The 23,553-nt window shown below is 70.0% G+C and carries 21 protein-coding genes; 15 read left to right on the plus strand and 6 right to left on the minus strand.

Annotated elements, in window-relative coordinates:
- Positions 1-44: 44 nt before the first annotated feature.
- The 3 genes from Voc01_RS03040 to Voc01_RS03050 are packed head-to-tail and all read right to left on the minus strand — an operon-like array spanning position 45 to position 2,819.
- Positions 45-713 carry a polysaccharide deacetylase family protein gene (locus tag Voc01_RS03040; protein WP_203925688.1) on the minus strand — a complete coding sequence of 223 codons (669 nt, stop codon included), beginning with the start codon at positions 711-713 and terminating at the stop codon, positions 45-47.
- Complete coding sequence (locus Voc01_RS03045; protein WP_203925689.1) at positions 706-1,527, minus strand: glycosyltransferase; 822 nt, start codon at positions 1,525-1,527, stop codon at positions 706-708. Before Voc01_RS03045 ends, Voc01_RS03040 begins: the two co-directional genes overlap by 8 nt.
- Positions 1,524-2,819 carry a glycosyltransferase family 4 protein gene (locus Voc01_RS03050; protein WP_203925690.1) on the minus strand — a complete coding sequence of 432 codons (1,296 nt, stop codon included), beginning with the start codon at positions 2,817-2,819 and terminating at the stop codon, positions 1,524-1,526. Before Voc01_RS03050 ends, Voc01_RS03045 begins: the two co-directional genes overlap by 4 nt.
- Positions 2,820-3,325: 506 nt before the next feature.
- Between Voc01_RS03050 and Voc01_RS03055 the strand changes: the two genes are divergently transcribed.
- The 15 genes from Voc01_RS03055 (at position 3,326) to Voc01_RS03125 (ending at position 19,769) form a co-directional block, all read left to right on the plus strand.
- The gene (locus tag Voc01_RS03055) at positions 3,326-4,414 is read left to right on the plus strand and encodes a YveK family protein (protein WP_203925691.1); all 1,089 of its coding nucleotides are present in this window, start codon (positions 3,326-3,328) and stop codon (positions 4,412-4,414) included.
- Positions 4,411-5,796 carry an O-antigen ligase family protein gene (locus Voc01_RS03060; protein WP_203925692.1) on the plus strand — a complete coding sequence of 462 codons (1,386 nt, stop codon included), beginning with the start codon at positions 4,411-4,413 and terminating at the stop codon, positions 5,794-5,796. Before Voc01_RS03055 ends, Voc01_RS03060 begins: the two co-directional genes overlap by 4 nt.
- Positions 5,797-6,025: 229 nt before the next feature.
- On the plus strand, positions 6,026-9,826 hold the full coding sequence (locus tag Voc01_RS03065) for a DUF4082 domain-containing protein (RefSeq protein WP_203925693.1): 3,801 nt from the start codon (positions 6,026-6,028) through the stop codon (positions 9,824-9,826).
- Positions 9,827-9,982: 156 nt separating this feature from the next.
- Positions 9,983-11,035, plus strand: coding sequence for a glycosyltransferase (locus tag Voc01_RS03070; protein WP_203925694.1), 1,053 nt, complete (start codon positions 9,983-9,985; stop codon positions 11,033-11,035).
- Positions 11,035-12,033, plus strand: coding sequence for an ABC transporter ATP-binding protein (locus tag Voc01_RS03075; RefSeq protein ID WP_203925695.1), 999 nt, complete (start codon positions 11,035-11,037; stop codon positions 12,031-12,033). The genes Voc01_RS03070 and Voc01_RS03075 overlap by 1 nt, the downstream gene beginning before the upstream one ends.
- On the plus strand, positions 12,030-12,857 hold the full coding sequence (locus tag Voc01_RS03080) for an ABC transporter permease (RefSeq protein WP_203925696.1): 828 nt from the start codon (positions 12,030-12,032) through the stop codon (positions 12,855-12,857). Before Voc01_RS03075 ends, Voc01_RS03080 begins: the two co-directional genes overlap by 4 nt.
- The gene (locus Voc01_RS03085; protein WP_203925697.1) at positions 12,857-13,894 is read left to right on the plus strand and encodes a glycosyltransferase family 4 protein; all 1,038 of its coding nucleotides are present in this window, start codon (positions 12,857-12,859) and stop codon (positions 13,892-13,894) included. Before Voc01_RS03080 ends, Voc01_RS03085 begins: the two co-directional genes overlap by 1 nt.
- Entirely contained in the window at positions 13,891-14,937 is a 1,047-nt protein-coding gene (locus Voc01_RS03090) for a hypothetical protein (RefSeq protein WP_203925698.1), read from the plus strand. Before Voc01_RS03085 ends, Voc01_RS03090 begins: the two co-directional genes overlap by 4 nt.
- 131 nt (positions 14,938-15,068) lie before the next feature.
- Positions 15,069-15,338, plus strand: coding sequence for an acyl carrier protein (locus Voc01_RS03095; protein WP_203925699.1), 270 nt, complete (start codon positions 15,069-15,071; stop codon positions 15,336-15,338).
- Between the two features lie 4 nt (positions 15,339-15,342).
- A complete protein-coding gene (locus tag Voc01_RS03100; protein WP_203925700.1) occupies positions 15,343-15,549 on the plus strand; it encodes a hypothetical protein in 207 nt (68 codons plus the stop codon).
- Between the two features lie 4 nt (positions 15,550-15,553).
- Entirely contained in the window at positions 15,554-16,006 is a 453-nt protein-coding gene (acpS, locus tag Voc01_RS03105) for a holo-ACP synthase (RefSeq protein ID WP_203925701.1), read from the plus strand.
- On the plus strand, positions 16,003-16,197 hold the full coding sequence (locus Voc01_RS03110) for a hypothetical protein (protein ID WP_203925702.1): 195 nt from the start codon (positions 16,003-16,005) through the stop codon (positions 16,195-16,197). Before acpS ends, Voc01_RS03110 begins: the two co-directional genes overlap by 4 nt.
- On the plus strand, positions 16,197-18,182 hold the full coding sequence (gene asnB / locus Voc01_RS03115) for an asparagine synthase (glutamine-hydrolyzing) (RefSeq protein WP_203925703.1): 1,986 nt from the start codon (positions 16,197-16,199) through the stop codon (positions 18,180-18,182). Before Voc01_RS03110 ends, asnB begins: the two co-directional genes overlap by 1 nt.
- Complete coding sequence (gene nadE, locus Voc01_RS03120; RefSeq protein WP_203925704.1) at positions 18,175-19,176, plus strand: NAD(+) synthase; 1,002 nt, start codon at positions 18,175-18,177, stop codon at positions 19,174-19,176. Before asnB ends, nadE begins: the two co-directional genes overlap by 8 nt.
- A 2-nt stretch (positions 19,177-19,178) precedes the next feature.
- A complete protein-coding gene (locus Voc01_RS03125) occupies positions 19,179-19,769 on the plus strand; it encodes an acyltransferase (RefSeq protein WP_203925705.1) in 591 nt (196 codons plus the stop codon).
- Between the two features lie 35 nt (positions 19,770-19,804).
- Here Voc01_RS03125 and Voc01_RS03130 read toward each other — a convergent pair whose 3' ends face one another.
- The 3 genes from Voc01_RS03130 to Voc01_RS03140 all read right to left on the minus strand — a co-directional run bounded on the left by Voc01_RS03130 (position 19,805) and on the right by Voc01_RS03140 (position 23,482).
- The gene (locus tag Voc01_RS03130) at positions 19,805-21,226 is read right to left on the minus strand and encodes a WGR domain-containing protein (protein WP_203925706.1); all 1,422 of its coding nucleotides are present in this window, start codon (positions 21,224-21,226) and stop codon (positions 19,805-19,807) included.
- A gap of 73 nt (positions 21,227-21,299) precedes the next feature.
- Positions 21,300-22,313, minus strand: a complete 1,014-nt coding sequence (locus tag Voc01_RS03135) for a TolB-like translocation protein (RefSeq protein ID WP_203925707.1) — start codon at positions 22,311-22,313, stop codon at positions 21,300-21,302.
- Positions 22,314-22,318: 5 nt separating this feature from the next.
- Positions 22,319-23,482 (minus strand): MFS transporter, encoded by a 1,164-nt coding sequence (locus tag Voc01_RS03140; protein WP_239159906.1) that lies wholly within the window; start codon positions 23,480-23,482, stop codon positions 22,319-22,321.
- Positions 23,483-23,553 lie beyond the last annotated feature (71 nt).

The following is a 23,553-nucleotide window of genomic DNA, read 5'->3' on the forward strand; positions in this document are numbered from 1 at the left end:
GGCGGAGAGGGGGCTTTGCCGGCCGGCGGTGGAGTCGTCCGCCCCTAGCGCCAGCGTTTGATGAGGCCCTTCGCCGCGTCCCTGGCCCGACGGGCCGGCGGTGGAACGGCCGTGGCCTGTGCGCGGAACGACTCCGGCGTGTCCTCGGCGCGGATGCTGAACCGCGGCTGCAGCCACGCGGTCGGGTCGGTTGCCCGCCGGTCGGACGTGTAGACGCGGCGGTAGCCGAACCTGCGCAGGTCGCCCAGCAGGCGACGGTCGTACCGGCCGAGCGGGCACGCGGCCGCGTCGACCGCGGTGCCGGTGACCGCGGCGATGCGGGCCCGGGCGTCGACGAGCTCGGCCCGGTTGGTGGCCGGGTCGAGCCCGCGCCACGGGATGTGGTTCATGCCGTGGGTGCCGACGGTCATCCCCGACGCGACGAGCTCCTTCACCGCCGGCTCGTCGAGCGACCCGGCGTGGCCCAGCCGGCCGGCGAGCACGAAGAAGTCGGCGGTGAGACCGCGGGAGAGCAGGCCCGGCAGGCCGATCTCCACGTCGGAGGCGTTACCGTCGTCGAAGCTGATGCGCACCGGCTTCGGCCACGAGGCGAGGTCGTCGAGCACGCGGTGGTAGGTGTCGACGCTGATCCAGTACGGGGCCTCGCCGGGCTCCAGTTCGCGCCGGGGCGTGCCGATCCCGTGGAAGCAGACGTTGATGACGGTCTCAGGCATTCACTGTCCTACTCGACTCGTCGCGTCCCCAGTCGGTGGCGGTGCGCGAGCGCCGGTCGGCGATCAGTGTGATCGCCGCGTAGAACAGCCCGGCCGGGGCGAGCCAGGGCCGGGGCAGCACCACGTCCTTCAGCCACGACGACCGGCGCGCCGGACGTACGGCCGACCCGCCCGCCGCGCGCATCCTGGCATTGCCCGCGCGCACGCGGACCAGTCGGCGGATCAGGTCGGCGGTGCGGCGCGGGGTGGCCACCACCGACGTCGCGCCGGCCACCTCACGCTTCTCGCCGACCTCGAACAGCGAGTCGAGGTACAGGTCGTCGGCGTGCAGCGCCGGGAACCGGTCGAACCGGGCCCGGCCCTTCTCGGACAGGACGATCGCGCCGCGGCCGTACAGCGCGTCGCGGAACGCCGGCAGCCGGCGGTTGATCGCGTAGTAGGCCCGCACCGGCAGCGGCCGGCCCTTCGTGTCGAGGCGCCGGCCCGGCGCCGCGGCGAGCAGGCCCGCCTCGACGGCCTCGATGAGCGCGGGCACCGACCCGGGGGTGAGGACGATGTCGGCGTCGAGGTACAGCCGGGGGAACCCGACGGCCACCTCTTCGCCGGCGTTGAGGGCGCCCGCCTTGCCCGGCTCGGGCAGCGACAGCACCCGCACGCCGGGCCGCGTGGCCGCGACCGCGGCGGTGGCGTCGGTGCAGCCGTTGGCGACCACGGTGACGTCGAGCCCGCCGGGCGGCGGGTCGGCGAGCAGCGCGTCGAGGCACCGCCCGATCACGGCCGCCTCGTTGTGGGCGGCGATGACGACGCTCGTCACAGGTCGGCCCCGGGGCCCGCGCCCGCGGCAGCGGGCGCGTCAGGCAGGGCACCGACTCTCTCGTCGGCGGCCTGGCGCTGCCGCGGAATGTCCACAGTGGACTTCTTCAGCTTCCTCGCCAGCAGGGTCTTCCAGATCCCGACGTACATGCGCTCCTGGATGTTCCAGGACAGGCGCTCGGCGAAGCGGGCCAGGCCGTCCCTGCGCATCTGGGCGCGCCGCCCGGGGTCGTCGAGGAGGTCGTCGATCGCCTCGGCGAACTCCTCACCGGACCCGGTGGCCACGTACACGGCCGCGTCGGCGGCGGTGCGGCGGGTCTCGGTGAGGTCGGCGGCCACGACCGGCACGCCGCGCCCGAGGTACTCGACCGTCTTGGCCATCGTGGACAGATCGTTCATGCGGGTCGGCAGGTCGGGCTGGATCGCCACGGTGGCCGACCGGAGCAGGTCGTCGACGGCCGGGCCGTCGAGCCAGCCGGCGAACTCGACCACGTCGCCCAGGCCACGGTCGGCGACCATCTTGGTGAGCACGGGCATCTGCTCGCCGTCGCCGGCGATGACCACGCGCCAGTCGCGCTGCGGGCGCCGGTACCGCAGCGCCTCCGCGGCCTCGACGACACCCTCCACGTGGTCCTGCGGGCCGATGACGCCGAGGTAGACGATGCGGTGCTGGTCTGACACCACGGGCTCGGTCGGTGAGATCTCACTCGCCGCCGGGCCGTTGCGCACCACCGTCACCTTGCCGGGACGCACGCCGCGCCGCTCGGCGTTCTCCTTGAAGGACTCGTTCGTCGCGAACACGTGTGTCGCCGTGCGCAACGTCAGCCACTCCAGCGCCACGAGCGTGCGGAACATCACCTTGTTCGGGCTGCCGTTCGCCCGGGTGGCGTAGACCTCGGGGCACAGGTCGTGGTGGTCGAACACCCACGGCCGGCCGAGCGCGCGGATCAGCAGCGCCAGCGGCCAGTAGACGTCGGGCGGGTTGCACACCTGCACCGCCTGCGCCCGTCCCCGCAGCAGCTCCCCGAGCAGCCGGACCGCCACGCACAGGAACGACCAGCCGAACTCGACCGCGAACGTCACCGGACCCGACCCGAGCACCTTCACCGGGTACGGCCGCAGCCGGGTGCCCCGGCTGCCGGGCAGGATCTTCAGGTTCCGGTCGCCGCGTGGTGCGATCACCGTGACGTCGAAGCCGGCGGCCTCCAGCGAGAGGCACTCCCGGATGACCCGGCGGTCACGCTCGGCGGGAAGGTTGGCAACGAGGATGGAAACACTCGGTCTGCGTCCCATGTACCCACTCTTCGTGTCCGATGTCGTGTCCGATGTCGCCCGAATGTCGCGAAGAAACTTCACGAGGCTCGCGCAAACGATGCCGAACGCGGTCGGACAACTGCAAGGGGCCACCAGGTCGGTTTCGATGTCACCTTTCCGGCAAGTCGTGGCGCAGATTGCCGACATTCACAGCTTCGATCAGGGTCGATGCTGGGTATGTCCGGCGCAGGCGCGCCCCGTCCCGTTTGCCATCCCCCGAACGACCGATGCCCCGCCTCCGCCGACGGACCCCACGCCCGGCGACCGCCGACGCGCGGCCGCCGAACGGGCGCAGTGCCACGCCGGTCGATGGGCGATAGTGGCGCTCCAACCGACAAAGACCTGCCCAGAGCCGTCGCACCGGGCGTAGCGCCCGAGGGCTAACCTTGCGGATGCGCAGCCCGGATGCGGATACTTGCCGGGCAAATCCCCTCAGGCTGTCCTGCCCCCTCACTCCGGGCCAGTCGACCGAATGAAGGAACACCATGGATCTGTGGGATCTCACCCGACTCCTCTTCCGGCGGTGGTACTTCGCGGTGCCGATCCTGCTGGTGTCGGCGTTGGTCGCGGTCCTCGTGGCCCGGTCGGTCGAGCCTGACTACCGCGCCACCGGCAACGCGGTGCTGATCCCGGCGCCCGGCGACCCGGGCGACGCGGAGGCGCGGGCGCAGAACAAGGCGATCAACCGGCCGCCGAACCCCTGGGGAGACCTCGGCTTCAACGCGCTCGGGCAGGCCGCCATCCTTCAGGTGATGCGGCAGGAGACGCTGGCGAAGTTCAAGGCCGCCGGGCTCTCCGACAGCATCACGGTGCAGATGGACCTCCGGTCGCCGATCTTCATCATCGAGGCGGTCGGCAAGTCGCCGGAGCAGGCGACGAACACGGTGCGCGAGGTCATCAAGGAGCTCTCCGCGGAGGTCGCGGCGCAGCAGTCCAGCTACGGCGTCATGCCGCAGGACACGATCACCACCCGCACCCTCACCGACGGCGCCGACGTCGAGACGGTCACGTCGAAGGTCAAGCGCGTGCTCGTGGTCATCGTCGGGCTCGGGCTCCTGCTCACCATGGCCGGCACGATCGGTATCGACGTGTTGCTGCGGTGGCTGCGCGGCCGCCGCCGCCCCGAGGGCGACGACGGCCCGCCCGCCCTCGACGAGGAGCCGGAGACCGCGGCGAACCCGGTCATCCAGCCGCGCTTCCTCGCCACCCGGCCGGCCCAGATGTCGTCCAGCGACGCGACGCAGGTCATCGGGCGCATCCCGAGCACCCGGGCGGCCACCAACGGCCAGGTGCAGCTGGCGAAGGCGACAGTTCCAGCGGCCGGCTCGGTTCCGGCCGCGGGTTCGGTTCCGGCCGCCGGCGCGGCGCCGGCCGCGGGCCGGGCGCCGGCGCGTGGTTCCGGCCGCTCGTCGGTGCGGATCGAGAACGGCGGGGGACGCCGTGGCGAGCCCGACGAGAACAACGGCTCCAACGGGAAGGTCCAGCCCGTGAGCGGTGCCGAGGCGACGATCATCCTGCCGATCCCCCGTAGCCAGTGGTCGAGGGGGAACGACGACCGGAACGGTGGGCGTTGACCTCGACCGCGCTTCACCCGGTCGATCTGGAGCCGACGCTCCTTCAGGAACGGACGTACGGCACCCGGCGACGGCTGACGCGCATCGACGCCGCGGGGCTGCTGAGCCTCATGGTGTTCCTGCTGTACGCCCTGCCCGCACAACTCATCGTGCCGGAGCTGACGTACGCCGGCCGGCCGGCGCTGCTCGTCGCGTTCGCCCTGTGGTGCTGGTGGCTGCTGGCCCGGCTCAACCACCAGCTGGTGATGCTGGGGCCGCAGCCGATGCGGTGGGTCGTCATGTTCTACCTGATGGCCACGTTGATGTCGTTCATCGCCGGCACGATGCGCGGGCTGCCCGAGCTCGAACGCAACGGCATGGACTTCAACCTCATCCTCACCATCGAGTTCCTCGGCGTGGTGCTGATGGCCGCCGACGGGATGCCCAACTGGGAACGGCTGCTCGGCGTCATGCGGGTGTTCGTCTGGTCGGCGGGGATCATGGCCGGGGTCGCCATCCTGCAGGTGGCCAGCGGCATCAACGTCGTCACGTACATCAAGCTGCCGGGCACGGCGTTCGCGGGCGACGTCGCCGACTTCCAGCCCCGCGGTGACGGCGGCCTGTTCCGGGTCGCGGGTACCGCCACGCACTACATCGAGTTCAGCACGCTGATGGCGATGGCGATCCCGTTCGCCATCCACTTCGCCCGGTTCGCGCCGAGCACGCGCGCCCGGGTCGCGGCCGGGGTGGTGGCGCTGATGACCGCCGTGGCGCTGCCGCTGGCGATCTCGCGCACCGGCGTCCTGGCGCTGCTCGTCGTCGTGCTGGTGATGTTCATCTGGGGCTGGAACTGGCGGGTCCGGTACAACGTGGGACTCATCGGCATCGTCGTGATGGGCGGGCTCTCGGTGGTCAAGCCGGGTCTGCTCGGCACGATCAAGTCGATGTTCACCTCTGTGGGCGAGGACCCGAGCATCTCCGGGCGCACCGACGACTACACGATCGTCGGGAACTTCTTCAACCAGCGGCCGTGGCTGGGCCGCGGTCCCGGCACGCTCATCCCGGACCTGTACCTGATCCTCGACAACCAGTGGCTGCTGACGGTCGTCACCGGTGGCCTGGTCGGCCTCGCCGCGCTGGCCGCGCTGCACCTGGTCTCGCTGACGCTCGCGGCGATCGCGCTGCGCCGGTCGACGCGGCCGGAGGACCGGCACCTCTGCGCGGCACTCATCTCGTCGGTGGTCGTTTCGATGGTGGTTTCGGCAACGTTCGACACATTGTCGTTCACGACCTTTTCGTTCACAGTCGCGCTCATGTGTGGATTCTGCGGCGCCGTATGGCGTTTCACACATCCGCGCGCGGCCGTTCGTACATCGAGCGTCCGCTGGTTCGCCAATGAATAGAAACTGACGGATCGGCGACAGCGGGCCGCATTCACGTGCGGACTTTGAGTATCCGCGTTGGGGCTGGTGGGGACCGGTTCATCCGTTCGTCGGAATAGCCCGTCCGAGCGTTCGGGCATTAGCGATTTAATGATCGCTTGTCCCTTTCTTAAGGAACTACTAGGTTCGCTCCAGACCTATCGCGAATGGGTCTCCACTTCGTCATGTTCTTCAGTCGATAGGAGCCGTTGTGGGCGATAGGGACCAGTCGGATCAGGTGCGCGCACCCCGGTTACCCAGCTGGCAGACCTGGCCGATCGCTGCCGCGGCCGCCCCGAAACCCGGTCGCCACCGGGTGCCGGTGCGCCGGGCGCGGTGGATCGCCGGGGCCGTGGCCACCGCCACCGTCCTGTTCGCCGGCGTGGTCGCGAGCCAGCCGGCCGTCGCCGCCGACGACCCGTGCACGCTCAACGCCATCACGTGCGAGAACGCCAAGGACGGCACGTCGCCCTCGGAGTGGGACGACATCTGGGGCCCGGGCGACTGGGAGATGCAGGGCTTCGCCACCGACGCGAGCGTCAACGTCGGCGGCACGATCAACTTCAAGATCAGCACCAACGGCTCGCCCTACCGCATCGACATCTACCGCCTCGGCTACTACCAGGGCAAGGGCGCGCGGAAGATCACCTCGATCACCAACGTGAACGCCAGCCTGTCGGCCAACCAGCCGAGCTGCTTCAGCGACACCGCCACCACCGGCGTCGTCGACTGCGGCACCTGGCGGGTGTCGGCGAGCTGGCAGGTGCCGACGACCCAGGTCTCCGGGCTCTACTTCGCCAAGCCGGTGCGCATCAGCGACGGCGCGTCGAGCCACATCCCGTTCGTCGTCCGCAACGACGCCAGCACCGCGCCGGTCTTCTTCAAGACCTCCGACGCGACGTGGCAGGCGTACAACGACTACGGCGGCGCCAACTTCTACTGGGGCGACGGCGGCTACGGCCGGGCGCTCAAGGTGAGCTACAACCGCCCGTACAGCACCCGCAACGTCGGCAACGGCCGCGACTGGCTGTTCAGCAACGAGTACCCGATGATCCGCTTCCTCGAGCGCAACGGGTACGACATGAGCTACACCACCGACGTCGACAGCGACCGGCGCGGCAACCTGATCCGCAACCACAAGGTGTTCCTGTCCGTCGGCCACGACGAGTACTGGTCGGGCCCGCAGCGGGCCAACGTGGAAGCGGCCCGCGACGCCGGCGTGCACCTCGCGTTCTTCTCCGGCAACGAGGTCTACTGGAAGACCCGGTGGGAGTCGAGCCTCGACGGCGCCAACACGCCCTACCGCACGCTGGTCTGCTACAAGGAGACCTGGCAGGGCCAGGAGAACTTCGACCCCAACACGCAGTGGACCGGCACCTGGCGCGACCCGCGCCAGCTCGGTCCGCAGTCGCTGGGCGCCGGCAACCCGGAGAACGGCCTGACCGGCACCATGTACATGTCGAACAACACCGACCTGGCCATGCAGGTGCCGGCCGACCAGGGCAAGAACCGGTTCTGGCGCAACACCACGGTGTCCTCGCAGTCCACCGGGCAGGTCGCCACGCTCGCGCCGCACACGGTCGGCTACGAGTCCAATGAGGACGTCGACAACGGCTTCCGGCCCGCCGGCCTGATCCGGCTGTCGACCACCACCGGTCCCGCACCCGAGTACCTGCAGGACTTCGGCCGCAACGTCGCGCCGGGCACCACCACGCACCACATGACGATGTACAAGAAGGGCACGGCGCTGGTGTTCAGCGCCGGCACGATCCAGTGGGCGTGGGGCCTGGACTCCGAGCACGACGGCACCCAGTCGCCGGCCGACCCGCGGATGCAGCAGGCCACGTTGAACATCCTGGCCGACATGGACGCGCTGCCGCGCACGCTGATGACCGGCATGGTCATGCCCAGCAAGTCGACCGACACCGTCGCGCCGACCGCGGCCATCAGCTCGCCGGCCGCCGGCACGACGATCGCCAACGGCAGCCAGGTCACCCTCACCGGCACCGCGACCGACACGGGTGGCGGCCGGGTCGCCGGCGTCGAGGTCTCCACCGACGGCGCCACCTGGCACCCGGCGACGGGCACCTCGGCGTGGACCTATACGTTCTTCTCCGCCGGCGCGACCTCGATGAACGTGCGGGTGCGCGCCATCGACGACAGCGGCAACATCGGTACGGTCCTCGCCAACCGCACCTACTCGCTCAGCGGGCCGGCCACGCTCTTCGGCCAGCGGACCCCGAAGGTCCCCGCCGTCGGCGACGACAACGGGTCGGTGACGCTCGGCGTCCAGTTCACGCCGCAGAACAACGGCACCATCACCGGTATCCGCTTCTACAAGGGCACCGGCAACACCGGCACGCACACCGGGACCCTGTGGTCGTCGTCGGGCAGCGTGCTGCGCACCGGCACCTTCATCAACGAGACCGCGACGGGCTGGCAGACGCTCGTGTTCAGCAGCCCCGTGTCGGTGACCGCCGGCGTCTCCTACGTCGCCGGCTACCACGCGCCGAGCGGGCGCTACGCGGCCGACGACCGGTTCTTCAGCGCCGCCGACTGGAAGTCCGGCCCGCTGACGGCCACCAAAGGACAGGGCTCGATCGCGACGGCCACCGCCGGCAACGGCGTGTTCCAGACCGGGAACAGGTTCCCGAACCAGCGCTCGTCGACCGACGCCAACTACTACGTCGACGTCACGTTCGTCGACGGCGGCACGGGCAGCGCCCCGACGGTGCTGGCCACCTCGCCCGACGCCGGTGCCACCGGCGCCGCGGTGACCACGGCTCCGACCGCCACGTTCTCGAAGCAGATGAACACCGGCACGATCTCGTTCACGCTGCGCGACAGCGCCAACGCGACCGTCGCCGGAACCACGGCGTACGACAGCACCACCGCGACCGCGACGTTCACGCCGGCGGCCAGCCTGGGCACGAACAAGACCTACACGGCCACGGTGACCGGCACCGACACCAACGGCAACGCGATGGCGAGCGCCAAGGTGTGGTCGTTCACGACCACGTCGTTCACGACCACGTCGTCGCTGTTCGGCAACGCGACGCCGCAGATCGCTTCGTCGGGCGAGAACGACGCGGTGACGCTCGGCGTGAAGTTCACGCCGACGGTGAACGGCAAGATCGTCGGCATCCGCTACTACCAGGGACCGAACAACAGCGGTACCCACACCGGCACGCTGTACGACGCCACCGGCAACGAGAAGGCCAAGGCGACGTTCCCGGCCGGCACCGGGTCCGGGTGGCAGAGCGTGCAGTTCGCGACCCCGGTCGACGTGGTGGCGGGCCAGACCTACACCGCGGCCTACTGGGCGCCGAACGGCAACTACTCCTACACACCCGGCTTCTTCGGGACGATGTGGACGAACGCCGACTACACGATGACCGCGTTCGCCGGTGCGAACGGTGTCTTCCGGTACGGAAGTGACGCCTGGCCGACACAGAGCTACGGATCGTCGAACTACTATGTCGATCCGATGTTCGTTCCGGACACCATCCCCGGCCCGCCCACCCAGCCCCAGCCCCCGGCCAACTCGCTGTCGTTGTTCGACCCGGCGGCGACCCCGGCCAACCCGGCCTGGGACGACAGCTCCTCGCTCCAGGTCGGCGTGAAGTTCAGCGCCAGCACGGCCGGTAAGGTGCACGGTGTCAGGTTCTGGAAGGGAGCCGGCAACACGGGAACCCACACCGCGACCCTGTGGGGCCCCGACGGTCTGCCCATCAAGACCGCGACGTTCGTGTACGAGTCGGCGAGCGGCTGGCAGACGGCCATCTTCGACGCACCGGTGACAGTCACCATCGGTGCGACCTACACGGTGACGTATTACACCAACACCGGACACTACGCGATGAATCTCAGCGGGTACGCGTCCGCGGTCACCCGTGGCCCGTTGACCGTCCCCGCGGGTGGGTCGGTGTATCGGTACGGATCGACAGAATTCCCGACTGCGTCGTCCAATCACAACTATTGGGTTGACGTGGTGTTCGTCCAGGGCAACTAAGCTCGGCTAGGCGCTAAGCGCTCGAGCGGTTACAGAGTGCGGCGCGCCGGTCGTTTCGACCGGCGCGCCCCTCTGCGAAGAACCGAGGAACTGGGGAGAGCAGATCGCATGATCCGGATGGCGCCTCAGCCACAACGGTCGCAGCCGACCGTCTCCGTGGTGATTCCGTGCTACAAGTACGGGCACTTCCTGCCCAGCTGCGTGCGGAGCGTTCTCGACCAGGAGGGTGTCGACGTCGACGTCCTCATCATCGACGACGCCTCACCCGACGACAGCGCCGAGGTCGCGCACCGGCTCGCCAAGGAGGACAGCCGGGTCCGCGTCATCGTGCACGAGACCAACATGCGTCACATCGCCACCTACAACGAGGGCCTGATGGCCGCCTCGGGCGAGTTCGCGCTGCTGCTCTCGGCCGACGACCTGCTGGCACCGAGGGCGCTGGCGAACGCCACCGCGTTACTGAGCGCGAACCCCGAGGTCGGCCTCGTCTACGGGTTCACCAAGTCGTTCCAGGAGACCCCGCCACCGGCGCGCACGGAGCCGCGGTCGTGGTCGATCTGGTCCGGCCAGGAGTGGCTCGACCTGGTCAGTACCCGCGTGAGCAACCCGATCTACACGCCGGAAGCCGTCATGCGCACCAAGACGCTGCACGACCTCGGCGGCTACGACGCGCGACTGCCGCACGCCGCCGACTTCCTCATGTGGATGCGGGCGGCCACGCGCGGGTCGATCGGCCGCGTGAACGGCGTCGACCTGGCCTACTACCGGTTCCACGACAGCAACATGCACCGGGTCGAGTACTCCGGCGCGCTGCGTGACCTCACCGAGCGGTACAAGTCGTTCGAGATCCTGTTCGACGACGACGGCGAGCGCATCGCCAACGTGCCGCGCCTGCTCGCGGCCGCGCGGCGCGGGGTCGCCCGCGAGGCCCTGTACGTGGCCAGCCAGGCGTACCGGAAGAGCGTGCGGCCCAGCGCCGACGAGGCCGACGTGCTCGCCGAGCTGGTGGCGTTCGCGGAGGAGATCTGGCCGCAGTCGCGGTACAGCCGGCTGCGCCGCTCGTACGACGCGCTGTCCCAGCGCGCCCGGCGTGGCCTCGGGCCGCGCGTGCCGGTGCGGGTCACCTCGCTGCGTGACCGCGCGCTGATGAACGTCCGGTGGCGCCGGTGGCGCCGCACGGGAATCGACGGAGCGGTGGGAACCATCTGATGCGTGACGACGACGACGTCATCGTCCTGTCCGGGCTCACCAAGCTGTACGAGCCGACGCCGAAGTGGATGCGGGTGTTCTCGCGGTCGCACCTGCGCACCACCGTGCGGGCCCTCGACGGGGTCGACCTGGTGGTACGCGCCGGTGAGATCTGCGCGGTGGTCGGCCCGAACGGTGCCGGTAAGACCACCATGTTCCGCATCATGGTCGGGCTCACCAGTGCCACCACCGGCACCGGCAGCATCCTCGGCCTCGACGTCGAGAAGGACTCCGAGCAGATCCGTCAGGTCGTCGGCTGGATGCCGTCGGAGGACCGGAGCCTGCTGATGCGGGCCACCTCGTTCGAGAACCTCCAGCTCCACGGCCGGCTCCAGGGCATGAACCGCAAGGAGCTCGCCGCGCGCATCCCGCACGTGCTCGACATCGTGAACCTCGAGCCGCAGACGCACACCGTCGTGGCCGGGCTCTCGGCCGGTATGCGGGCGCGGTTGCGGCTGGCCCGGGCGCTGCTTCCCGGTCCCCGAGCTCTGATCCTCGACGAACCGACCGGCCCGGTCGACCCGATCGCCGCGTACGGCCTGCTCACGCTGATCATGGACCTGGCCAAGCAGGAGCGGCTCGCGGTCATGATCTCGTCGCACCGCCTGGAGGAGATCGAGGCGCTGCAGTCGCACGCGCTGCTGCTCGACGGCGGCAAGGTCCGCTACTCGGGCGACCTGCAGAGCCTGCGCCACGAGTGGGAGCGTCCGCAGCTCGAGCTCGAGACCACCGACCACCAGTCCGCGCTCGCCGTGCTCGCGGGGCTGCAGGCCCAGGGCATCGAGGCCGAGATCGGCGAGGCCAGCGTGCGCTGCCGCCCCGCCGGACAGGCCGAGGTCGGTGCCATCGTCATGCGGCTCGGGCCGGCCGCCGCCAACGTCACGCACATCCGGGAGATTCCGATGCCGCTGCGCGACCTGATCGCCCAGGTGTACGCCCGTGGGGGTAACGACGCATGACGATGGCCTATCCCACGTTGCAGAAGCGGTCGTTCGGGCGCAAGGTGTACGACACCGTCGAGGGCTACGTGCGCATCGACCTGGTCGAGGAGCGGATGTTCCCGGCCACCAGCATCATGCGCTACCTCGCGGTGGTGTTCCCGGTGCTGCTGTACTACTTCCAGGTCAGCTTCCTCGGCATCGACAAGCAGCTCTTCGTCACGATGATCGTCGGCACCGCGGTGATCGCCGGTCTCCAGGACGCGCTCACCGCGCTCACGAGCCGGCTGAACTTCGCCATGGAGCGCGGCACGCTCGAGACGTACCTCGTCGAACCCGTGCCGTGGGCGCTGATCCCGGTGGCGATGAACGTGTGGCGCAGCTTCACCGGTGCCCTGCTCGCCTGCTTCATGGTGGCGGTCGGCTGGGTCCTCGGCGCGCCGATCGAGGCGTCGGGCATTCCGCTGTCGCTGGTGGTGCTGTTCCTCGGCATCGTCGCGTGCAACGCGCTCGGCTCGTTCGCGGCCGCGTTCATCGTGTTGTTCAAGCGCGGTGAGCCCGTGGTGATGCTGTTCAGCCTCGCCACGGCCGTCCTCGGTGGCGCGTTGTTCCCGATCAGCGTGCTGCCCGAGTGGATCCGGTGGGCCAGCTACCTCATTCCGCACACCTACGTCATCAGCGCCACGCGTCACCTGCTGATCGCCGACGCACCGGCCGACGGGCTGGCGGTCGGTTGGTCGATCGCGATCCTCGTCGTGTTCTCGGTGGTGCTGCTCGCCGCCGGCGTCTGGGTCTTCGACCGGTCGCTCAAACTCGCCCGTCGACTGGGGATCCTGAGCATCTGATGGGTCTGACCGACGCGCTCGTCGCATTTGCCCGGGCCCGGCGGATGGCGCGCGAGCTGCGCTACCGCCGGGTTCCGGCGTTCGCGGTGTCCGACACCGGCGGGACGCCGACGGTCTACTACCTGTGCCCCGACTACGACACCCCGAGCGGCGGGGTACGCGTCGCCTACCGGCACGTCGACGCGCTGAACGCGATGTCGATCCCGGCGGCGGTGGTACATCGGCGGCGGGGCTTCCGGTGCACGTGGTTCGCCAACAGCACGCGGGTGGTCGCGAGTGGCGACATCACCCTGTCGCCGGCAGACGTGCTGGTGGTGCCGGAGTGGTACGGGCCCACCCTGTCGACGGTGCCCGCCGGCCCGCGGGTGGTCGTGTTCAACCAGCGCTCGTACGGGACGTTCGACCGCGTGCCGGCCGGCCAGCCGTTGTACCGCGGTGCCGCCGCGATCCTCGCGGTCTCCGAGGACAACGCCGACTACCTCCGGTACGCCTTCCCCGACATCCCGACGCACGTCGTCCGCAACGTCGTCGACGGGACGCTCTTCCGTCCCGCGTCGGAGAGCCCCGGGCGCCGGATCGCGTACATGCCGCGCCGCCGGGGCGAGGAGCTCGCCGAGGTGCTGCACCTGCTGGCGATCCGCGGCGTGACGCGCGACTGGGAGCTGACCCCGATCGACGGCCGCTCCGAGCGGGAGACCGCCGACCTGCTGCGGCGCAGCGCGGTGTTCCTCAGCTTCAGCGAGCGCGAGGGCTTCGGCATGCCGCCGGCGGAGGCCATGGCGGCGGGCTGTTACGTCGTCGGGTTCACCGGACTCGCCGGCCGCGACTTCTTCGACCCGGCGTACTGCCGCCCGATTCCGGAGGGTGACGTGCTGGCGTTCGCCCGCGCGGTCGAGGAGATCTGCGGCACCGAGCCGGAGGTGCTCGCCAAGGCCGGCCGGCTCGCGTCGCAGGCCATTCTCGACCGGTACTCAGAGGCTGGGCTGCGTGACGATCTGCGCGCCTTCTATGGACCTGTATTGGGAGTAGAGACGTGAAATTCACCATGACGCGGCAACGGACGCTCATCGCCGGTCTGTCGGCCCTGGTGCTGATCGGTTCGGCAACGGTCGTCGGGTTGTACGCGCGGTCCGAGCCCGACGCGCGGTCGACCGCCGCGACCGGCGCCGAGGGCGTCCAGTCGGGTGATCCGGCCGCCGCCGCGCAGCCGGGCTCCTCGGGACCCTCCGCCTCGGCGTCCGCGTCGGCATCGGCCAGCGCGTCGGCCTCGGCCAGCAAGGCGGCGAACGCCGGCGCGGGCGTCGGGCGGCCGCCGAACGGCTGGCCCGGCCCCAACAACACCGGCCCCGGCTCCACGAAGCTCACCAACTACAGCGGTTCGTGCACCATCACCGCCAACAACACGGTCATCGAGGCCAAGACCGTCAACTGCATGCTCAACATCAAGGCCACCGGGGTGGTCATCCGCAAGAGCAAGGTCAACGGTCCCGTGCACACCGACGACGCCGGAAAGTACTCGGTGACCATCGAGGACTCCGAGGTCGACGGCGGCCGGAGCGCGATCGCCGCGGTGGCCTACACGAACGTCACCGTCGTGCGGTCGAACATCCACGGTGGACAGGCGAGCGTCAACTGCGTGCTCAACTGCACCATCCGCGACTCGTGGCTGCATGGGCAGTACATGCCGCCCGGCGCCGACTGGCACCTCGACGCGTTCCTGATGAACGGCGGTAAGAACGCCACGCTCACCCGGAACACGCTCGACTGCCAGAACGTCGACAGCGGCTGTTCGGCGGCGGTGGGTCTCTTCGGTGACTTCGCGCCGGTTCAGAACGTCACGTTCGACGGCAACCTGTTCATCGCGAACGAGAACCAGAGCTACTGCGCGTACGCCGGCGCCGGCGACCGGAAGCCTTACCAGGCCGACCACATCGTGTTCCGCAACAACACGTTCCAGCGCGGCAAGACGGGCAAGTGCGCGTACCACGGCGCGATCACGTCGTTCGACCCGCAGGCCGCCGGCAACGTCTGGCAGAACAACACCTGGGACGACGGCAGCGTGCTCCAATCGTCCAACTGACGCGTGCGTATCTGGTTAAGATCCGGCCGATCGTCCACAAACTGACAACTGAAGACGCTTGTTCACGCCCGCCGACGCGGCTGTAGACTCCGCAAGCGCTTCATCGACAAGAGCAAACGGGAGCGGTACACGTGGAAGCCCAGGTTCGAACCGAACTCTTCGACTTCGTTGTCGAGAACTACCTCTTCGGTGATCTGTCGGCGGCGCCGCGCGACGAGGACTCCCTCGTGGAGCGCGGAATCATCGACTCGACCGGCGTCCTGGAGCTGGTCGAGTTCCTCGAGTCCCACTTCAGCATCGAGGTCACCGAGATGGAGACCGTGCCGGAGAACCTCGACAGCATCTCCAACCTGACGAAGTTCGTGCTGGGCAAGAAAGCCAGCATCGAATCGGTCCACTAGGGCGATGAACGCCCTCACCCGACGCCGGCGGCTGTTGGTCGGCGGCAGGGTCTACGTCGGACGCCGGTCGGTCGGAAACAACATCCTCGACGGCGTCCCGGCGGTGTTCGCGGCGCACGGCGTCCAGGCGCCACCGATCGGGCAGCGGCGAACCGCACCCGACGCGACCGGTGGCTCCCTCGCGGCGGTCGCCAGGGCGACGTCGGGGTAGCCGCGTGTGTGATGGCATCGGCACCGACATCGTCGCGGTCTCCAGGATCGAGGCGCTGATCCGGGCCAGCGGGTCGAGGTTCCTGGAGCGGTGGTTCACGCCGGTGGAAATCGAGTACTGCTCGGCGAAGGCGGTGCCGAGCCGGCACTTCGCCGCACGTTTCGCCGCGAAAGAGGCCGTCGTGAAGGCGCTGCCCTTAGCCTGGAAAGGGCCGTTGCCGTGGCGGTCGGTGGAGATCGAGAACGAGGCCGGTGGCAGGCCCGTGGTCCGGCTGTCCGGTGACCTGCTCGAGGCGGCGCGGCGAGCGGGGGTCGACGCGGTGCGGATCTCCATGTCCCACTGCGACGAGTACGCGACGGCGATCGCCACGGTGACGCTTGTACCGGTTCGGGGGAGCGCGAGGGTGGCGGAGCCCTCTCGCGGAGAAGGCGCTGGCGGCGAGGGGTGGGGGCAGTGAGTAGGGAACAGATCGAGCAGGCCCTGGTCGCGTGGCGGGCCATGCGCGACCCCGACACCGAGCCGGAACTCGAGGCGGTACGGCTGGCGATCCTGTTCGAAGACATCCTCGGCGTCCCGCTGTCCGACGACGACATCGATCTGGCGGTCCTGTCCGACCCGGACGCCGTCGAGAAGCTGGGAGGTCGCTGATGTGCGGCATCGCCGGGATGGTCTCCCTCGGGTCGACTCCCGACCTCGACGTGCTGCTGAGGATGATGGGCCAACTGGTGCACCGGGGGCCGGACGGTTGCGGGTACTTCCGCGACGAACACGCGGCCCTGGGACACACCCGCCTCGCCATCATCGACACCGCCGGCGGCGCACAGCCGCTGTGCAACGAAGACGGCAACCTGTGGGTCAGCTTCAACGGCGAGATCTTCAACTACGTCGAGCTCCGCGAGGAGCTGCGCGGGCACGGCCACACCTTCAGGACGGCCAGCGACACCGAGGTCATCGTGCACGCCTGGGAGCAGTGGGGCGCCGAGTGCTTCCGCCGCTTCAACGGGCAGTGGGCGCTGGCCCTGTGGGACAGGCGCGAGCGTCGGCTGATCCTGTCCCGCGACCGCCTCGGCGTCCGGCCGCTCTACCTCGTCCGCTCCCCCGGCGCGGTGCGCTTCGCCTCCGAGGTGAAGGCGTTGTTCGCGGACCCGTCCGTGACCCGGGAGTTCGACCCGGCCGGGCTCGACCAGGTGCTGACGTACTGGTCCACGGTCGCGCCGCAGACGGTGTTCCAGGGCGTCGAGCAGTTGAAACCCGGGCACTACGCGGTGCTCGACGACAAGGGGTTCCGCGCGGCGCCCTACTGGACGGTCGGCTTTCCGGCCCGGGGCGAGCCCGGTCCGGACATCCACGAGAGCGCGGAGGCGCTGCGGGAGAAGCTCGTCGAGGCCGCCCGGCTCCGGTTCCTGCGCAGTGACGTCCCGGTGGGCGCCTACCTGTCCGGCGGGCTGGACTCCTCGATCACGGCGGCGCTGGTCGCCCGCTACACCGACGCCCCGCTGCACACGTTCTCGCTGCGGTTCTCCAGCGAGGAGTTCGACGAGGGCCGGTACCAGAAGGAGATGACGGCGGTGCTCGGCACGCAGCACCGCGACATCGTCGTCGGCCCCGCCGACATCGCCGGGATCTTCCCCGAGGTGATCCGGCACACCGAGGCGCCGATCCTGCGGGCCGCGCCCGCACCCCTGTTCCTGCTGTCGAAGCTGGTCCGCGACGACGGTTACAAGGTCGTGGTGACCGGCGAAGGCGCCGACGAGGTCTTCGGCGGATACGACATCTTCCGCGAGGCCCGGGTCCGCCAGTTCTGGGCCTCCGACCCGGACTCGGCGAAGCGCGCGCGGGCGGCCGAGCTGCTCTACCCGTGGATGGTGCGGTCGCCCGGCCGCACACCCGCGTTCGCCCGCAGCTTCTTCGGCCGCAACCTCGACCCGGCCGACCCGGCGCTCTCGCACCGCCCGCGCTGGGACTCCACGGCCGTCCTCAAGGGCATGCTGGCCAACCCGACACAGGCCGGTACCGACCCGGCGGGCCTCGTCGACGCCATGCCGGCGGAGAGCAAGGACTGGGACCTGCTGGGACGCGGCCAGTGGCTGGAGATGACGACGCTCCTGCCCGGCTACATCCTCGCCTCGCAGGGCGACCGCATGCTCATGGCCAACTCGGTCGAGGGCCGCTTCCCCTTCCTCGACGCGAACGTCGTCGAGTTCGCCAACGCGCTCCCGGCCCGGCACAAGCTCTTCGGCCTCGAAGAGAAGTACGTCGTGAAGCGGGCCTTCGCCGACGTCGTCCCGAAGAGCATCCTGCGCCGCCCGAAACAGCCGTACCGGGCGCCCGACGCGGCGAGCCTGTTCGCCGCCGGCACGCCCGAGTGGTTCGACGCGGTCACGTCGGAGGCGGCCGTCCGGGCCGCCGGCGTCTTCAAGCCCGAGATGGTCGCCCGGCTCATCGCGAAGGGCGTGCGGACCGGCGGCGAGAACATGACCAACACCGACAGCATGCGCATCATGGCGGTCGTCTCCACCCAGCTCACCCACGCGACGTTCATCGCGGAGACGCCGTCCGGGGCGGAACTGCCCGACATCCAGGTCGCCGTCGACCTGACCCGTGACGACAGCAAGGGAGCTCCCCGTGAGTGAGTCCTTCGGCCCGCAGACCCTGCGGATCGACGCGGAGCAGGAGATCGGCCGGATCTCGGCCAGTCTCAAGTCCTACCTGACCGCGACGAAGCGGCGTGGCATCATCGTCGCGCTGTCCGGGGGCATCGACTCCAGCGTGGTGGCCGCCCTGTGCGTGGCGGCCATCGGCAAGGAGCGCGTGTTCGGGCTGCACATGCCCGAGCGCGACTCCTCGTCGGACACGCTGATGCTCAGCCGCCTCGCGGCCGACTCCCTCGGCATCGAGTCGGCGCTGGAGGACATCTCGCACATCCTCGACGCCGCCGGCTGCTACCGCCGCCGCGACGAGGCGATCCGGCTCGTCTGCCCCGAGTACGGCGACGGGTACAAGTCGAAGATCGTGCTGCCGAGCGTGATCGACTCCGACACCTTCCGCCTCTTCTCCGTCGTCGTCGAGGCGCCGGACGGCACGCAGACCAAGCACCGGCTGACCACCGAGTCCTACCTCGGCATCGTGGCCGCGACGAACTTCAAGCAACGCGTCCGCAAGATGCTGGAGTACTACCACGCCGACCGGCTGAACTACGTGGTCTCCGGCACGCCCAACCGGCTGGAGTACGACCAGGGCTTCTTCGTCAAGCTCGGCGACGGCTCGGCCGACGTCAAGCCGATCGCCCACCTCTACAAGACCCAGGTCTACCAGCTGGCCGAACACCTCGGTGTCCCCGACGAGATCCGGTCGCGGCCGTCGACGACCGACACGTACTCCCTTCCGCAGTCGCAGGAGGAGTTCTACTTCTCCCTGCCGTACCAGCGGATGGACCTGTGTCTCTACGCCAAGAACCACGGCCTGCCGATCGACGACGTCGCGGCGGCCACCGAGCTGACCAGCGAGCAGGTCGTCCGGGTCTTCCGCGACATCGACCGCAAGCGGCAGACGTCGGCATACCTGCACCTGTCCCCCGAGCTCGCGGCCGGCGTGCCCGAGATCGCACACACCCGGTCGGCGAGGTAACGGTGGCCATCGGCCGCAGCGGCGCGCAGAAGAGCGTCGGCAGCGCCATCGCGATCGCGCTGCGCATGACCCGCGACGACGTCCTCGAGGCGTTGCGGTACTACTACGTCGTCAAGTTCGCCGGTGCCCGCCTGGTGCCGCGCCCGATGCGCTACGCCCTGTACCGCTCGGCGGGAATGCGGCTGCAGCTCAACAGCATCGCGCCCGGACTGTTCGTCGGAGGTCCGGCGTCGAACCTCACGATCGGACCCGGCACGAGCATCAACGTCGACTGCTTCTTCGACTGCCTGGCCAAGGTGACGTTCGGGCGCGAAGTGATGGTCGGGATGGGCGTGACGATCGTGACCAGCGACCATCCCATCGGCCCGGACGGCCGGCCGCAGAGCGTGGTCGGCCGGGAGGTCGTGATCGAGGACCGGGCGTGGCTGGGTGCCCGGTCGATGGTCCTCCCCGGGGTGACCGTCGGCGAAGGTGCGATCGTCTCCGCCGGCTCGGTCGTCACCCGCGACTGCCGCCCGAACTCCATCTACGCCGGCGTCCCCGCCCGCCTGGTCGGCCAGGTGAAGACGGCGGAAGCCGCCACGGCCGAGTGAAGGCCCGCCCCGGTACCGGGGCGGGCCTTCCTGTCTCACACCAGGCGGTGGATCTCGCCGTAGGCGCGGTAGAAGCCGCCCCGGCTCGCCTCGCGTACGCCGGTGACGACGTAACGGGCGCCCGCCTCGCGGATGCCCTTCGGGAACTGCACCTGCCAGTCGGGCTGGAAGCCGTCGGACACCACGCGGACACGCAGCCGGTCGCCCACCTGGACGCACTCGACGATGACACCCCCGGTGCTCTGGTGCACCACCTCCACGGTGGTCGACGGCACCACCGCCGACAGCCGCGGCGGGGCCTTCACGTCGACGACCTCGGGGACGCTGCCGCCCTCGGCCGCCCGGATCGCCGCCTCGGTGGCGTCGATGCAGGCGAGCGACCCGTCGGTGGTGACGATGTACAGCCGCTCGTCGTGGTACTGCATCGAGTACGCCGACCCGCAGCCCGTGCCCAGCTTCCACAGCCGGTTTCCGGCCGCGTCGAAGCAGTACACCGACGAGCTGCTGTCGCCCGCGAACACGTAGCGGCCGTCTTCCGCGGTGGCGCAGGAGTACACCGCCGCGTCGCACCGGTACGTCTGCTGGATCCGGCCGTCCTTGCCCAGGCGCACCACCTGCCGCGTCGAGGTACCGGCGTAGAGCGTGTGCTGCTCCTGCCAACCGAACAGCACCGAGCCGGTGGACGTGTTCCACAGCTCCTGACCGGTACGCCAGTCGTAGCTCGTGACACCCCGGCTGTGTCCATGATGGACGGCCGTCGCGTCGCACCGGACCATCCACGCCGAGGAGCCGTGGCCGGCGCGCCGCCACAGGAACTCGTCTTCGTGGTCGATCGTGGCGATGCCGCCGTTGGCGTCGGACACACCGAGCACGCCGTCGTGGATGTCGAGCCAGTAGATGTCGATGTCGGGCGCGATGCGGTACGCCAGCCGCGGCACCTTGCCGGACAGGTCGTACACGTTGCCGTCGTCGCAGCCCGCGTACACCCAGCCGTCGTCGGCCACGATGCACTTCACACCGTCGGGCAACCGGAACTGCTGGATGACCTCGGCCTTGTGCGTGAGCGTCGTGATGAGGCCGCTCTCGTTGCCCACCATGCACACGTCGTCGTCGACGAAGATGCCGAACGCCGCCGTGCCGGACCGGTAGCGCCACAGCACGGGCGCGGTACGGGCCGTCGACCGCGTGCTGACGATGGCCCGCCGCGACACGGCGCGCTTGGCCCGCCCGCCCGGAACCGCCGGTGCGTAACCCTTGCGGACCTTCTCGCCGATCTTCTTGGCCGCCTCGCTGGCCGCCTTCGACGCGTCGGTGTAGCTGCTCTTCTTGACCTGACCGGTGTCGCCGATGCGGCCGTACCGGATCGTCAGGTCGGTGCCATCGACGGTGACCTCGTAGAACTTGTGTGCGCTACCGCTGTCTTCGGACAGCTCGAGGTAGGTCGTGCTGGCAGCCATCGGCGACCTTTCATCGATTGGGTGGAAGTGCCCACACCATATCGACCGCCTACGACATTCTGGGGACCGCGGGCTACCGGACGACCGCCGGAGACCAGGCGTCGGACACCAGCAGCCGCGGTGCTCCGGAACCGTTGGCGGGAACCGCCCAGATGTCGCTCGTCGCCACGCCGTCGCCCGTGCGGGGCAGGCCGTAGACGACCGTGTCGTCGTCGAGCCACTCGGCCTGGTCGTCGATGTTCTTCGTCTCGGCCGTCTCGGTGACCTGGCCGGTGCGCAGGTCGAGCACGCTCAACCGCCAGTGCCCGTTGGGCAGGTCGCCGCGCTTCTTGAACGCGACCCGGGTGCCGTCGGGCGACAGCGACGGGCACTCGACGTCGGTCCGGACCGACTCCAGGCGCTTGCCCGACAGGGAACCCTTGACCAGCCAGGTCTTCTTGCCCGACGCCGCCGTGGCGTAGAACGCGTCGTCGTCGATGAACGTGACGCCCCACAGGTTCCGGTCGACCGAGTTGTTCGCCTTGCCGTCGGTGACGAGCTGGAAGCCTTCGAGGTCGAACTGCTCGCCGGTGCCGTCGGTGGGGCTCACGTGCGTGCGCGTGGAGAACTGCCCGGGCGAGGCGTAGGAGTCGCCGTACACGAACGTCGTCGTGGCGGTGAGGCTGCCGTCGCGGGAGATGCGGGCGCGGCTGGGCAGGCCGGTCAACGGCTTGTCGGAGACCTGGGTCCACTGTGGACCGTAGATCTTCACCTCGTACGTCGTGGCGAGCCCGCGCTTGGCGACCAGGCAGATCGCCGACTCGCGCGTCGCGTAGACCCGCTCGCACTGCGCGTCGGTGAACGCACGCGGTCCGCCCGTGTCGTCCAGCGGAACCACCGCGACCATGCCGTAGCCCTCGCCCACGGCGGTGCTGCGGAACACGAGGTGCGGCCGTGCCGACACCGCCAGCGGGTCACCGCCGACCGGCACCGCGGGCGCCTTCGACGCGGCGTCGGCGTGCTGCTCCCGCGCGTGCAGCACGTAGAACACCGCGCCGGCGACCGCCACGACGAGCACCGCGGCGAACGCCACCAACCGGGCGCGCATCGACGTCACCGTTCCACCCCACGTAGAAGCCAACCACCGACCGGGATCGCCACCGCCAACGCGACCGCCACGACGACGAGCGCCTCCTGCCGGCCGAGGCCCACCCAGAGTGCACCGAACAGCAGCGACGACGCGAACCGGGCCAGCGCCACCACCGTCTGCGCCGACGCGATCCCGGTGCCCCGCGACTCGGCGGGCACCAGCCTGCTCACCAGCGCCGCGAGCACGCCGTCGGACGCCGCGTAGAACGCGCCGAGCAGCACGAGGCTGGCGATGGTCCAGGCCCAGCCGCCGATCGGCGCGGCCGCGAAGCCGTACGCCACCAACAGCAGCACGTGCCCGCCGAGGAACACCTTCGCCCGCCCGATCCGGTCGGCCAGCCGGCCGAACGGGATCGCCAGCACCAGGTAGGCCAGGTTCGTGCCCACGTACAGGAGCGGGAACATGGCCGCCGCGAAGTCGTCCCGCCGCTGCAGCGACAGGTACAGGAAACCGTCGCCGACGGTCAGCAGGCCGAGCAGCCCGGCCGCGATCAGCGGCCGGCGCAGCGCCGGCCCGGCGATCGCCCGCATCAGCTTCTTCAGCGGCAGCCCCGCCTTACCGCCGCCGACCTTCCGGTTCGGCACGAACAGCAGCAGCACCGCGACGCCCACCATGGCCACCGCGAACGACACCACGAAGATGACGTCGTAGCCGCGCGGCACGGCCCAGAGCAACGCGAAGGCCACCATCGGACCGGCGGCGGCTCCGAACGTGTCAAGGGCCCGGTGGACCCCGAAGGAGCGGCCGAGGTTCGACGGGTCCGACGCGTCGGCGATCATCGCGTCGCGGGGCGCGGTACGCACGCCCTTGCCCAGCCGGTCGGCGGTCACCACCGCGGTGACGGCCGCGAGCGTGCCGGTCCACAGCATCGCGATCCGGCTCAGCGCCGAGATCCCGTAGCCGAACACGGCGACCCACTTCGGCCGCTGCGCCCGGTCGCCGGCGTAGCCGCCGAGGATCCGGACGAACGCGCTGACGCCCTGGTACACCCCGTCGACGAACCCGTACGCGAACAGGCCGATGCCGATCTCGGCGGTGAGGTACAGCGGGAGCACCGCGTTGACCATCTCCGACGACACGTCGGTGAGCAGGCTGACGATTCCGAGCAGGATGACGGTGGTCGCCACCCTGCGCTTCATCCGGTCGACGGGCGTGGAGCCGCCCCCGACCTCCGGCTCCCGGACGGAGATGTACACGG

The sequence above is a fragment of the Virgisporangium ochraceum genome, from assembly GCF_016863655.1.
GTDB classification, from domain to species: Bacteria; Actinomycetota; Actinomycetes; order Mycobacteriales; family Micromonosporaceae; genus Virgisporangium; species Virgisporangium ochraceum.